This is a genomic window from Niabella sp. ZPM-14 (assembly GCF_055693045.2).
Genome location: NZ_CM181148.1, coordinates 3,654,028 through 3,667,314 on the forward strand (window position 1 = coordinate 3,654,028; position 13,287 = coordinate 3,667,314).

Below are 13,287 nucleotides of genomic sequence, written 5' to 3' on the forward strand. Positions count from 1 at the left end.
TGAGACGAAAATATGATCAAGCGTACCCTATACTTCGGCAACCCGGCTTATCTCAAAACCAAAAATGAGCAATTAGTAGTGGAGTTGGCCGATACCGGTGAAGTAAAGACGGCAGCCATCGAAGATATAGGTGTTTTAGTGTTAGATCATCGGCAGATAACGATCACACACGCGGTAATAGAAAAGTTGCTGGCCAATAATGTGGCATTGATCACTTGCAATGACATTCACCATCCCACGGGCCTGATGTTAAATTTGGATGGACATACGCTGCAAAGTCAGCGCTTTCAACACCAGGTCAATGCTTCGCTACCTTTAAAAAAACAATTGTGGCAACAAACGGTCACCGCCAAGATCGCTAACCAGGCCCATTTGCTGCAGCAGTACAGGATACCCAATCAAACGCTGCTCCGGATGGCGGCTAAAGTGAAAAGCGGCGACAGCGACAACTACGAGGCGCAGGCCGCAAACTATTACTGGAAGAATATCTTTCCCTTGTTTCCGGGGTTTAAGAGATTTAGAGAAGGAGAGCCGCCTAACAACTTGTTGAACTATGGTTATGCCATTTTACGGGCCCTGGTGGCACGCAATTTAGTTGGCAGCGGCCTATTGCCTACGCTGGGCATTTTTCACCGGAACCAGTACAACGCTTACTGTCTGGCTGATGATATTATGGAGCCGTACCGGCCTTATGTCGACAAGTTGGTGTATGACATTGTCCGCAATAACGGGAGGTTCCTGGAAATGTCTCCGTCGATAAAGCAGCAGCTGCTGGGAATACCGGCAATGGATGTGGTTATTGATGATGAAAAAAGTCCGCTCATGAACGCGGTGCAACGCACCACTTCCAGTTTGGCAAAATGTTTTGAAGGCAAAAGCCGCAAGCTGTTGTATCCCGTACTGCCCCCTTCATTCAGTTAAAATGAATTTTGAACGACTCAATGCATATCGTATTATGTGGGTACTGGTAATGTTCGATATGCCTGCAGAAACTAAGGTTGACCGGAAGCGGTATGCAAGGTTTCGCAAGATGATCCTGGATGACGGGTTCAACATGTTCCAGTTCAGCATGTACATTCGTCATTGCATGAGCCGTGAAAATGCAGAAGTGCATATACAGCGGGTTAAAAACATTTTGCCTGTTAAGGGGCATATTGGTATTATGTGCATTACCGATAAGCAATTCGGGCAAATGGAGATCTTCAATGGAAAAGAAGTGGCGGACGCTCCTGTACCGGCGCAACAATTAGAACTGTTTTAATGGATGGAATACAAATAAAAAAACGGGCGTGAAGCCCGTTTTTTTATGCTGTTGACAACCTGGATCCTTTGCTGGTAGTGGCTTTTGGCCAATCGCGTTGTCAAAGACCAAAGTTACTTCAAGAATGAAAGCAATTCACAACGCTTCTTTGTAGTTGATTCCCGTAACGGGTGTTGTCAAAGACCAAAGTTACTTGAGCGTCGATCAACGGCTATCCCTTCTTGCGCTGTTCATTCAATGCCTTTTCCAGTTCAGCGATCTTCTCTTGTTGCAGCGCAATCGTGTAGTTCAACGAAGAGATCGTTTGGTCCCGTTCTTCAATGGTCTGTTCCCGGTCAGCGGCCAGATCCTGGTAATAGGCCAGCGATTTATAAGACGCTTCCGGATCGTTAACAATAGATATCTCAGGTGGCTCAAAAGTGACCCACTTGCTGAATAACTGGTTGAACAACTCGGTGTTTTTCTTGGTCATAGGCTCCTTGCCCGAGATCATCCGGCTTAGATGCCCGGACGATAAACTCATCCGCTTCGCCACCTCGCCTTTCGTGATCCCATGTGCTTTTAGAATCCTTAAACAATACTCGAAATCGTTAGATAAGATTGAATCAAAACTCATTATTTTTTACACTTTCTAAATTTTTTTAATAATGATATTTGTGCTGTTTTTGATATTATTTTTGTGTCGACAATTTTGATTATCAAATATAATAGTTGACAATGAAACTAACAGAGAAACTGAAAAACACTTTCCGGGACGACCAACTAAAAATGAAGCTGGCATTGGCATTGGAGGTAAGCTACCCCACCATCACCAGGTGGATCGCCAATGACGATGAAAAACTAAGCACCCGGCGGGCTGTGAAAGCAATAGAAGCCATAACCGGCCTTAATGAAGAGGAGATGTTTACAGAACAACCTACCTGACAGGATCAGTAATGCAGCAGTCAAAACAAAAACTGCAAACAAAACCCCTGCATCCGCCAACGGATCGCACAGCGACTAACCCTACTTATGTCTAAAAACTTTATGCAAAAAAATTACACCATGCGATTTTTAAAAGTAACAACCAAAAGTGGCAGAGAAGCATTGATCAATATTGCTCAGATCACCACTATCGAAGAAAGTGGAAACCGTACACTGTACCTGAACACTACCGGACAGCACCTTGAAGTCGCCCATCCTTTTTCAACGATCGGAGAGCTGTATGAATTATTAAAGTCCGAAAAAGTGGAAGCTATCGGGCAATAACCCTTACCGGTCGGGCAGAAACAGAGATGAGAGCTCTGGCTGCCGGTATACGATTGCGCGCGTGGAAGATGATCCTCAATAATCAGCTGACGACATCGGCCAACGCACAGAACCGGGATGTTAAACTTTTTACCTCCCGCCAGGTCTAACGATTGCTGCCCGGCAATGAACAGTCTTGCCAGGGTCCGGGAGCTATTTTTCCCATATGTTTATCAAGAAAACCGGTATTTTTATAAAATGATTTCACTAAAGCGTGTGGCTTTGCCTTTGTTAGCAGTATCTGCCCTGCTGGCTTGTAACAATGGTAACCAGTCAGAAGGAAATAATCTCAAAGATTCGGCCCATTCCTGTATGAAAGTTCCGTCGCGTTTCGGCGTTTCGGACTCCTCCGGCGTTGCCTACAGCGGCGACACATCGGTTGCAGGTATGGTGCTCATTCCCGGCGGCGTGTTCGATATGGGCGGCGATAACAACCAGGCCAGTGAAGATGAGTATCCCAAACATAAAGTACAGGTGTCTCCGTTCTACATGGACGTTACCGAAGTGACCAATGCCCAGTTCCGGAAATTCGTAGAGGCCACCGGTTATGTAACCACGGCTGAGCGTAAACCCGATTGGGAAGAGATCAAAAAGACCGTACCTCCCGGCACGCCCAAACCTCCGGATAGCTTGCTGGTAGCCGCTTCCCTTGTGTTCAAGGCATCAGACGGGCCGGTGGATCTGAACAATTACAGCCAATGGTGGAGCTGGGTGGCGGGCGCTGACTGGAAACATCCGCAGGGCCCCGGTAGCAGCATCGAAGGAAAAGACAATTACCCCGTCGTTCAGGTGAGCTGGGACGATGCCCGGGCCTATTGCAAATGGGCCGGCAAGCGCCTGCCCACCGAAGCAGAGTGGGAGTTTGCCGCACGCGGCGGATTGATCAATAACATCTATCCCTGGGGCAATCAGCATGTAAACCAAGGTGCACCCAAGACTAACAGCTGGGAAGGAAAATTTCCTTACCTCAACGAAAGAAAAGATGGTTATGTAACCATCGCGCCGGTGAAATCTTTTCCCGGCAACGGTTACGGACTGTATGATATGGCCGGCAATGTTTGGGAATGGTGCAGTGATCTATACAATTACGATTATTACAAGCAGCTCGAAGGCAAGCTGACGGTTGATCCGCAAGGCGCTGATAAATCGTTTGATCCGCAGGAGCCGTACACCGCAAAGCGCAGTCTTCGCGGCGGCAGTTTTTTGTGTAATGATTCCTATTGTAGCGGTTACCGTGTGGCTCGTCGCATGAAAAGCAGTCCCGACACGGGTTTAGAGCACACCGGGTTCAGGTGCGTGCGTGATGCGAAATAATTAACGTTGTAAATTATTTTGATGCCGAATAGATGCAGCACATGCCAAAAGTGAGCGCTCTGTAACTGGTATTTTTAAATCCTACCTTATCAAGGATGGCAGTAAAGTCCTTTCTTTCAGGAAATGCTTTAGCCGATTTGTTCAGGTATTTATAAGCCTGCTGATCCTGCTTAAAGGCCTTAGCGATTTTGGGCGCTACCAGGCTCATATAAAATTGATAGATATTATTGATAAAGGCAGGGCGGGGCCTTGAAAACTCAATGATACACAACCTGCCGCCCGGTCGCAGGACACGGCGCATTTCTGAAAGCCCCTGTTCAAGGTGTTCAAAATTACGAACGCCAAAAGCCGCCATCACCGCGTCAAAGCTGGCATCTTCAAAATGAAGATTTTCTGAATCTCCCTTTTCCAGATGAATCGAACCGGTCAAACCCAGCCGCGCCACCTTTTTCTTTCCCTCTTCCAGCATCTGGGTCGAAATATCTACGCCTGTCACGCGTTCCGGATGCAATGTTTTAAATGCGCTGATGGCCATGTCACCGGTCCCCGTAGCGATATCCAGGATGTGTTTCGGCTTGTATGGCTGCAACAAACGGATCGCTTTTTTGCGCCAGGCGATATCCGTTCTGGCTGATAAAAAACGATTCATAAAATCATACTTCCCTGCGATTTTATCAAACATTTCTGCAACCTGTTCCTTTTTCGTTTTCTCCGATTCGCTGAACGGTATAATATGATCGTGTGGTTGTGCCGGCATAGACGCAAAGATAGGAGGCATTTAATATTTCTCATTTAATCCCTGCCAGCGAATCCGATTTTTTTAATGAGCAAAAGCCCGTCCGATGGGTTTTTAAACCAAGTTTAGCCAACTTCAATAACTTAGTGGCCTAATTCAGAGCGCTGATGAAGGATTTTTTCAAAAATATACACCTGGATGAGCTGTCGTCAACACCCAAGTATCTGCAGCTGGCCCAATCGGTCATCAAGGCCATCGCCCTGGGCAAGATCAGTCATGACGACGTGATGCCTTCCATCAACGAAATGAGCTTTGAATTTGATATTTCCCGGGATACCGCCGAAAAGTCATACAAATACCTCAAGAAGCTGGGCGTATTGGGCTCGGTGCCGGGAAAGGGTTACTTTGTAAAGAGCACCGATGTGAAAAACGATATCAAAGTGTTCTTGCTGTTCAACAAGCTCAGCGCGCATAAAAAGATCATTTATGATTCCTTCGTAAAGACACTCGGAGATAATGCCACGATCGACTTTTACATTTACAATAATGACTTCAATCTATTTAAGCGCCTCCTGACTAATGCCGGCAAGCATTATTCCCACTTTGTCATCATTGCTCACTTTCTGGAAAGCGGAGAAAACGCATACGAGATACTCAACACTATTCCCAGGGAGAAGCTCGTGCTCTTAGACAAGCTGGTGCCCGGGGTAAGCGGCGATTTCAGTGCGGTGTATGAGAATTTTGAAAATGATATCTACCGGGCGATGGAAGATGCGCTCGACGCACTCAAGAAATACGAGCGCCTCAAGATCATCGTTCCTTCTTACACTTATTTTCCTGATGAGATTACCAAGGGATTCAAACGCTTTTGCCACCAGTACGCTTTCGCGCCTTCCGTCCTACACAATATCTCAAAGGAAAAGATAGAGGCAGGAACGGCTTATATAAGTTTAATGGAAGACGACCTTGTGACCCTGATAGAAAAGATCAAAGATTCTAAACTGAAGATTGGAAAAGACATTGGCGTGATCAGTTATAATGAAACACCGCTTAAAAAGCTGATATTGCAGGGCATTACCACCTTTTCGACTGATTTTGAAGAAATGGGCAAACAGGCCGCGCTGCTGGTGGCAGGGGGTGCCACAAAAAAGATAGAGATCCCGTTTCATTTAAAATTAAGACCCTCTTTATAAGTCTCCACGTGGCCTATCGGTCACTCTCATAACAAATATTAAATCATTATGCAAATCAATTCAGCATCCTATATAAAGAGTAGCGCCGTGTATACGCAATGCCCGCCCGCCGACAAGGCAGAATATGCTTTCATCGGCAGAAGCAACGTAGGTAAGTCATCGCTCATCAACATGCTCTGTAATAAAAAAGGATTAGCTAAAACGTCTGCAGCGCCGGGTAAAACCCAGCTGATCAACCACTTTATCATTAATGAGCAGGCAGGCACTGGCAAATCCAGGCAGGGAAGGCCCTGGTACCTGGTCGATTTGCCGGGGTATGGTTACGCCAAAGTGTCTCAGAAGCAACGTAAAAGCTGGACCTCCATGATCGAAGACTATATATTAAAAAGGCCCAACCTGGGGAACCTTTTTGTTTTGATCGACAGCCGCCATGAACCGCAGAAGATCGACCTGGAATTCATTGATCAGTTAGGCGTGTGGCAGGTCCCTTTTGCGATTGTATTTACCAAAGCGGATAAAAACAAGCCGGGGGCCACTGTTAACAACGTTCAGCAATTTATTAACACTTTAAAAGAGAATTGGGCATCGATACCTCCTTACTTTGTAACGTCGGCTATTCGCGCCGATGGCAGGGAAGAGTTGCTCGATTTTATCAACGACCTGAACAAAGAGTTTGCAGCGCTTCAAGGAAAGTAGTGGATTCGGATGCGTCCGTCCATTTTGAAGCGGGCGCACAGAAAACATTATTTTTGAAAAGAATCGTTGGGTATAAGAGATTGAATACGTTACCGGATAGAGCATCCGGTAACGACGGGTCTGAAAATGAATGCACCGACCAAAATCGATAAAATAATACGAATGAAAGGGTATCTACACGTAACGGGTATTTTGCTGGTAACGGCGTTGGGATTTTCTTGTGTGAAAAACCAGCCCTTTATACAGCCTTATTCGGTGCCGCCGACATATGATTATGAAAACAAGGATTCCTCGGCCACTGCGCGACTCATTATGATGCACGGCATGAAAAATTACCTGTCTTCAGGAGCTACGGCGGCGCTGGACACCAACGTCATCGACGCCCTGTGGCTCAACCGGGATAGGCCTTTCACCGCCGCGATGCTGCCGGATTTTTTATACGTCGATTCAACCGTCAACAAGATGAGCTTCAACCTGTCTACGGCTACCACCACCAGTGCTGACACTGTGATGGCCTTTGCCGATTCTATGGCGCTCAACAGTGCATTCTATAACCAGGCAGCCAGCAACGGAGTGCCCGGTACAGCCACTGTTTCCCAACCTGTTGCTGAAAAGAAATTGTTCAGCAAGTTTGGCGTAGCGTACGACCAGGTATGGTTCAATGCCATGCTCGGGTCGATGACCATGACCAATATCTTTTCTCAGCTCAATATCTCTGGTACCACCGCTCCGCAGGCGTGGAACCTTGCGTTCGCTTACACCGGTTTTCCTATTGATTATGATCCCTCCGTGGATTACACCGCAGCGCCGCTGCGTAGAAACAGGCCGCTGGGAATAGCCGCCTACTTTGGAACGGTAGCCAAAGCTGCCGGCACAGGGCCGCGCATTTATGAAGAATTCAGAAGAGGCCGAAGTGCGTTAGGCGCCGGAGATAGCCGCGTCACCAATATCTCACGTGCCGTACTCAGACGGGAAATTGAAAAAACAGTGGCGGTAGCTGCAGTAGCCTACCTGGATGCTGCCCGTCAATACACGGATGTGCCGTCGCGCTTGAATGCATTGTCACAGGCTTACGGGTTGATATTTGCCCTGAAAAGCCGGTCGTCCCAGGATCCTTTGACCAACGACAATTATTTGTCCATACGGGCCCTGATAAAAGAAAATAATTTTTATGCGCTGGTGACCGACGCGTCCTACGCGAACATCAGCGCTGTTCGCACGTTGCTGGCCACTGCTTATGGCTTATAGCTTTTCCAGCAGGTCAACCACCTTTTCCCGTTTCAGGATCAGGTAGCCCAGCCGGTCTTTGCTGATGCCTTCTTTCAGCTGGTAGCTAAAGGACAAAGCATCTTCCGTAACCGTAGTTTCAAAGTGACGAAATGCGATCGTAGGCAAGTCTTTCAGCTCGTCACCAATTTCATACAGATGCGTGGATAAAATAAAAAGAGAGGTTCTAACCTTGACCAGGCCTTTGATAACCGCGAGCGAACAACGCATTGCGTCTTCCACATTGGTTCCTTTAAACAGTTCGTCAATCAGTACCAGCCATTTCTTCCCGTTATTGATCTTTTCCACGGTGTTCTTGATACGCTGCACTTCATTGAAAAAGAAGCTTTCGCCCTTGGCGATATTATCCACTACGTTGATATTGCTGATCAGGCCGTCGAAGAGCGTGAGTTTCATCGCCGATGCCGGAACGCCCATGCCCAGGTGGGCCAGGAATACGGAAGATCCAACCGATTTGATCAATGTACTTTTGCCCGCCATGTTAGCGCCGGTGAGGAACAGGAAATTCTGATCCGGGCTCATTTGTAAATGATAGGGGACAGGATTGTGGAGCAGCAGGTGATAAAGCCCTTTCGCTTCAATGAACGGTTGCTCACTGTCGATGAACTCAGGAAATTGCAGCTGGTACTTTTTTACCGCCACTGCCATAGAATACCAGGCGTCCAGCTTGCTATAGATCTCAATCAGTTCCTGTACTTCGGTTTTGTAATAGCCGCGAACCTTCGTTGCAAAAAACAAGGTTTTATGTCTCGGCACCGGTTGATCCTTATCTATCTCAGACATTTGTTGGAAGGCGTCAATCGTCCTCAGCAGGTGATCAATACGGTCAATATTCGTTTTAAAATGAAACGGCATTTCCACGTCGCCCAGAATAGCCGATATCTTCTTCAGCCCCCGGAAAAAGTCGGTAAAATGCTTCACCGAAAATTTTGCCATCGAATAATCCGCACTGTGCAACACGCGGTACATCGCAGCGTCAATGGCAGAGGGATTCTCCCCGATACTATCCAGCGCATAATCTAAAAATTTAACCATCACCAGCACCGTTCCGTTGGAGATCTCTTCCGGCCATTCGTCGATGTAGTGGGTTAGTTTTTTGAGAATATTCTGAGTGCCGCGAATCTTTTGGATGTCATCAAAAGGCGTGGAGAAAAACCGTCGTAGCCATTCTTTACCACCTTCGGTGCGGGTAAAGTTGAGCTTATGAAAAATAGAATAGCCTTCTTCCTGGTGGAATATGGAAATATCGTTAAAAGAAATATCGTCTATTTGCATAATGAGTTCATAGTTGATAGTTCATCGCCCGTAGTCCATTGTCATGGACTATCTTTCAAACAAAAGCCTTTCTCCTTTTACAGACTCATCCCACTGACCATTTCCATAAACCAGATGTCCGTTTACAAAAGTATGGGTGATGCTGGCCGGGAAGGTAAAGGGGGCGCCGTTGTCACCGGCTCTTTCAAAAGGGCTCCAGCCACATTTATATAAAATATTGTCTTTGCTGACCGTCGTCGGCTGTTGCGGATCGACCACTACCAGATCCGCGAAGTAGCCTTCCCGTATGTAGCCCCTTTCTTTTATAGCAAAACACTCGGCCACGGCATGACTCATTTTTTCCACGATCTTTTCTAAAGAGATCTTTCCGATGCTGTGGTAATAAAGCATCAGCGGAAGTGCATGTTGCACCAGCGGCAGGCCGGCGTGTGCATTCAGGTAGGGCTCATTCTTTTCCGGCCAGGTGTGTGGCGCATGGTCCGTCGCAATCACATCCAGGCGGTCATCCAGCAGCGCGTTCCACAGCGCGTCCCGGTTATGCGCCGCTTTAATAGCAGGGTTACATTTGATCAGGTTGCCTTGACGGGCATAGTCGTCCGCTGTAAAGTGCAGGTGATGCACACATACTTCAGCAGTGATCCGTTTGTCCCTGAGCGGCAGCATATTAGTAAACAGCTGCAATTCCTTCTCGGTAGTAATATGAAGAATATGTAAGCGGGCATTGTGCTTCTTCGCGAGCTGCACCGCATAAAATGAAGACTCGAAGCAAGCCTCTTCATTACGGATGACAGGGTGATCTGCCGCAGTCAGTTCGCGGTTTTCATCCAGTGCTTTTTGAAGATTGGCTTTGATGATCTTTTCGTCTTCGCAATGGGTAGCGATCAGCATTTCGCTTTCGCCGAATATCCTGTCCAGCACCAGTGGATTATCAACCAGCAGGTTGCCGGTGCTGCTGCCCATAAACATCTTGATGCCGCAGATACGATCCTTAAATCGGTTGGCAGCGAGCGTGCTGTCTGCATTTTCATTGCTGGTGCCTATATAAAAAGAATAATTAGCCAGGGAAGTTTGCTTTGCAATAGCATATTTGTTTTCCAGCAGCTCCAGGTTGAATGCCGGGGGGATCGTATTCGGCATTTCCATGAAACTGGTGACCCCGCCCGCTACGGCAGCTTTGCTCTCGGTATAGATATTAGCCTTGTGGGTGAGGCCCGGCTCGCGAAAGTGCACCTGGTCGTCTATCGCGCCGGGCAGCAAATACTTGCCTTCACCATTTATTTCCACCACATGTTCCGACGTATGGATCTGTTGATCTATTTTTTCAATACGTCCGTTTTTTACGAGCACGTCCTGTGCTGTTGTTTTCCCCTCGTTTACGACCTGAATGTTTTTAAAAAGATATATTTGCATAGTTTTTGCTTTTATGCCCCGGTTTGTGTAAGGCTGTAGGATGTACGATACGCATTCATTTTTTTGTACTTCATATACGGCGCATCGTACCTGGCTCAATTATAGGCGGTAATACCGCCTGCAACGCCCGTCCGAACAGCATTCATCCGGGCAAGACCCACGATACCCGACCCGGACATATTATCGGGCGGGGAAGAGGCAGCACAACAGCCGGGAGCATAACCATAAAAGTAGTTTATTAAACCTTATCAAGAAACTATGCAATTTAAGAAATACCTGCCAGTGTTAGCGGTTGTTTTGTGTCCTTTTTTGGCTGCTTCGCAGACCACTAACCTGCCACGCGGAGACAAGCAGGAAATCATTTTAGACCGGCTGGAAATAAAAGCGCAGAAAGATCCTGTGCTCAACCTGAGTAAGGTGAAGCCCTACAGCCGTGAATACTATGTGGCTGCGGTAAAGAACTATTTGCAGGTAGATTCTGCCATGGATGCGGACCTTAACAAGGTCGATAAATACTATATCAACAGTCTGCTGGCCAATAACCTCGAGTGGTTGCCCGAGAATGAGCGGGACAACTACGTCAGTAAGAAGCTGGTAGGAAATACGTTTTATCAATATCCCGCCGGTTTGTTTGAAACACACAGCAAGGATTTTGACCTGGTCATCAACCCTGTGTTGAACGTTGGTTTCATGAAAGAGAACGAAAACGACCAGAACTTATTCTATAATACGCGCGGGATCAGCATTCGCGGGCGTATTGCCAATAAAATCGGTTTTTATACAACATTGACCGATAACCAGGAGCGCTACCCGACATACGTGCAGGATTGGATGAACGAGCGCCGGGCAGTACCCGGAGTTGGTTTTTACAAAAATTTTAAAGGTTCAGGCGGAAGGGACTACTTTGATGCGCGCGGCTACGTGACTTTTGGTGTCACCAAGTATATCGATGTCGCATTTGGTTATGATAAGAATTTTATCGGAAATGGCCAGCGTAGCCTGTTCTTGAGCGACTTCGGCAATAATAATTTGTTCCTGAGATTGAATACCCGTATCTGGAAATTCAACTATCAGAACCTGTTCATGGAACTGACCAACGCTTACCAGAGCAACGCCGGCGATAACCTACTGGGTAAGAAATACGCAGCAATGCACCACCTGGATATCAATCTTACCAAATGGCTGAACGTCGGGGTGTTTGAGGGCATTGTATTTGGCCGTACCAACCGTTTCGAATTTGGGTATCTGGTGCCTGTGATTTTTTACCGCTCGGTAGAACATAACCAGGGCAGCCCCGACAACGCCGTGGTAGGGATGGACTTTAAAGCGAATATTGCGAGAACGGCACAGTTGTATGGCCAATTGTTGTTCGATGAATTTAAAATTTCCGAGTTAACCGCGGGCAACGGCTGGTGGGCCAATAAATTCGGTTACCAGGTAGGGGCCAAGTATATCGACGCGTTCAAAGTAGACAACCTGGATCTTCAACTTGAGTTGAACCGCGTGCGGCCTTACACCTATTCTCACTACGACTCAGTGGCCAACTATTCTCACTACAATCAGCCCCTCGCGCATCCGCTGATGGCAAACTTCAACGAATGGATAGGCGTGGCCCGCTACCGCCCGGCACCTAAATGGATGATCGAAGGCCGCGCTATGTACTATACGCAGGGGCTGGATAGTACAAGCAACGTGAACTTCGGAAGTAACCTGTTTTTACCCAGCTTAACGAGAACCGGCGATTACGGGCACGATGTGGGCAGTGGATGGAAAACCAATACCGCCATGGCCAGCCTGCTTTTGTCTTACGAGGTTAAAGAAAACCTGTTCCTCGAACTGATGGGCATGATCCGCAAACAGCGTTATGACGCGCCCCCGTTAAAACCCACCAAAACCAGCACGATCTTTAACCTGGGCGTTCGGTGGAACATTGGAAGAAGAGATTTCTTTTTTTAGACCTAAAATCTAATAATGATCCGCGTCGTTTCGACCAGGCGGCTGCAAGCCGCGCGCGCCTGCCCGGCCGGTATGGACGGGGAGAAATCTCCAGGGCAACCGTAACAGACCAGCAGATCCATAGAAACCCCGATCCGAAATATACTTGAAAATTCTAATGCAGCTTTAACGTTATACTGACGTCTGGAATATTATCTTTGTCAGTACATCAAAAACAGGTTTATACAGTCGCGCCTTTTATATCTGATCGTTTTATTTCAATGGTTCAGCATCGCAGTTGCTGCACAAACCGCTAATACCAAAAGAATTATTTTCTGGACGGAAGACCGCACCCTTCAGCTTCAGGACTTCAAGGTGGTCGATGATAGTATCAACACCGTTGAGGAAAATGTGGCCGCCCTTACCAGGACCGGGATTACGTACTATCTTACTACCGATAAAGTGAATGGCCGGCCCGTCAGCATAAAAATTACCGTACAGGCAACGGTTCATAAAGAACACACTTTTATTAAAGAACGCGTGCTTGACTTTTCACCGGCGGTAAAACAACGTTTGCTGACGCATGAGCAAAAGCATTTTGATATCTCTGAAATATTTGCCCGCGAAGCAACGCGCGAATTGCAGACCCTAAAGCTGACCAAAGAAAATTACCAGGCCGAGATCTCCGGTTTCGTCAATGAAAAATTCAAAGCTGCTGAAGAATACCAGCGATGGTACGATGCCGACACGCGCAACGGCGAAGACTTCGCCGCCCAGGATGAGTGGGACGAAAAGATCGAGCTGCAACTGGAAGCCTTAGACCGGTTCAAAAGAAAGGTGGTGGTGAAGCGGTTGTGATAAGTCGTGTGATTCACTCGGCAAAAGTGGCGAGG

General features: G+C 47.3%; 14 protein-coding genes. 10 read left to right on the forward strand and 4 right to left on the reverse strand.

The annotated features are described in order from the left end of the window. The first annotated feature begins 12 nt into the window (after nt 1-12). Both cas1 and cas2 read left to right on the forward strand, forming a co-directional pair. Nucleotides 13-921 carry a type II CRISPR-associated endonuclease Cas1 gene (gene cas1, locus ACU37H_RS15550; protein WP_472705407.1) on the forward strand — a complete coding sequence of 303 codons (909 nt, stop codon included), beginning with the start codon at nt 13-15 and terminating at the stop codon, nt 919-921. 1 nt (nt 922) lies between these two features. Continuing rightward, nucleotides 923-1,261 carry a CRISPR-associated endonuclease Cas2 gene (cas2, locus tag ACU37H_RS15555; protein ID WP_472705405.1) on the forward strand — a complete coding sequence of 113 codons (339 nt, stop codon included), beginning with the start codon at nt 923-925 and terminating at the stop codon, nt 1,259-1,261. A gap of 211 nt (nt 1,262-1,472) precedes the next feature. Here the strand turns inward: cas2 and ACU37H_RS15560 are convergent, their stop codons facing one another. After that, nucleotides 1,473-1,877 (reverse strand): hypothetical protein, encoded by a 405-nt coding sequence (locus tag ACU37H_RS15560; RefSeq protein WP_472705403.1) that lies wholly within the window; start codon nt 1,875-1,877, stop codon nt 1,473-1,475. A gap of 101 nt (nt 1,878-1,978) precedes the next feature. Between ACU37H_RS15560 and ACU37H_RS15565 the strand changes: the two genes are divergently transcribed. From ACU37H_RS15565 to ACU37H_RS15575, 3 genes are all read left to right on the forward strand, one after another. Then, nucleotides 1,979-2,185, forward strand: a complete 207-nt coding sequence (locus ACU37H_RS15565; protein WP_472705401.1) for a hypothetical protein — start codon at nt 1,979-1,981, stop codon at nt 2,183-2,185. Between the two features lie 120 nt (nt 2,186-2,305). Then, on the forward strand, nt 2,306-2,509 hold the full coding sequence (locus ACU37H_RS15570; protein WP_472705399.1) for a hypothetical protein: 204 nt from the start codon (nt 2,306-2,308) through the stop codon (nt 2,507-2,509). Between the two features lie 237 nt (nt 2,510-2,746). Then, on the forward strand, nt 2,747-3,862 hold the full coding sequence (locus ACU37H_RS15575; protein ID WP_472705397.1) for a formylglycine-generating enzyme family protein: 1,116 nt from the start codon (nt 2,747-2,749) through the stop codon (nt 3,860-3,862). A gap of 13 nt (nt 3,863-3,875) precedes the next feature. Here ACU37H_RS15575 and ubiE read toward each other — a convergent pair whose 3' ends face one another. Further along, complete coding sequence (ubiE, locus tag ACU37H_RS15580; RefSeq protein WP_472705395.1) at nt 3,876-4,640, reverse strand: bifunctional demethylmenaquinone methyltransferase/2-methoxy-6-polyprenyl-1,4-benzoquinol methylase UbiE; 765 nt, start codon at nt 4,638-4,640, stop codon at nt 3,876-3,878. 125 nt (nt 4,641-4,765) lie between these two features. Here ubiE and ACU37H_RS15585 point away from each other — a divergent pair, with 125 nt between their 5' ends. The 3 genes from ACU37H_RS15585 to ACU37H_RS15595 all read left to right on the forward strand — a co-directional run bounded on the left by ACU37H_RS15585 (nt 4,766) and on the right by ACU37H_RS15595 (nt 7,735). Next, complete coding sequence (locus ACU37H_RS15585) at nt 4,766-5,791, forward strand: GntR family transcriptional regulator (protein WP_472705393.1); 1,026 nt, start codon at nt 4,766-4,768, stop codon at nt 5,789-5,791. Nucleotides 5,792-5,839: 48 nt separating this feature from the next. Then, a complete protein-coding gene (gene yihA / locus ACU37H_RS15590; protein ID WP_472705391.1) occupies nt 5,840-6,487 on the forward strand; it encodes a ribosome biogenesis GTP-binding protein YihA/YsxC in 648 nt (215 codons plus the stop codon). 162 nt (nt 6,488-6,649) lie between these two features. Continuing rightward, nucleotides 6,650-7,735: a DUF4856 domain-containing protein gene (locus tag ACU37H_RS15595; RefSeq protein WP_472705389.1), complete on the forward strand. Its 1,086-nt coding sequence runs from the start codon at nt 6,650-6,652 to the stop codon at nt 7,733-7,735. On the opposite strand, the gene ACU37H_RS15600 is transcribed toward ACU37H_RS15595, so the two are convergent. Next, nucleotides 7,730-9,049, reverse strand: coding sequence for a MutS-related protein (locus ACU37H_RS15600; RefSeq protein WP_472705387.1), 1,320 nt, complete (start codon nt 9,047-9,049; stop codon nt 7,730-7,732). The genes ACU37H_RS15595 and ACU37H_RS15600 overlap by 6 nt on opposite strands. A 48-nt stretch (nt 9,050-9,097) precedes the next feature. Beyond that, a complete protein-coding gene (locus ACU37H_RS15605) occupies nt 9,098-10,459 on the reverse strand; it encodes a dihydroorotase (RefSeq protein WP_472705385.1) in 1,362 nt (453 codons plus the stop codon). Nucleotides 10,460-10,717: 258 nt separating this feature from the next. On the opposite strand from ACU37H_RS15605, the gene ACU37H_RS15610 reads away from it, so the two are divergent. After that, nucleotides 10,718-12,415 carry a hypothetical protein gene (locus tag ACU37H_RS15610; protein ID WP_472705383.1) on the forward strand — a complete coding sequence of 566 codons (1,698 nt, stop codon included), beginning with the start codon at nt 10,718-10,720 and terminating at the stop codon, nt 12,413-12,415. A 354-nt stretch (nt 12,416-12,769) separates the two neighbouring features. Next, nucleotides 12,770-13,252 (forward strand): DUF922 domain-containing protein, encoded by a 483-nt coding sequence (locus tag ACU37H_RS15615; RefSeq protein WP_472705382.1) that lies wholly within the window; start codon nt 12,770-12,772, stop codon nt 13,250-13,252. Nucleotides 13,253-13,287: the final 35 nt, after the last annotated feature.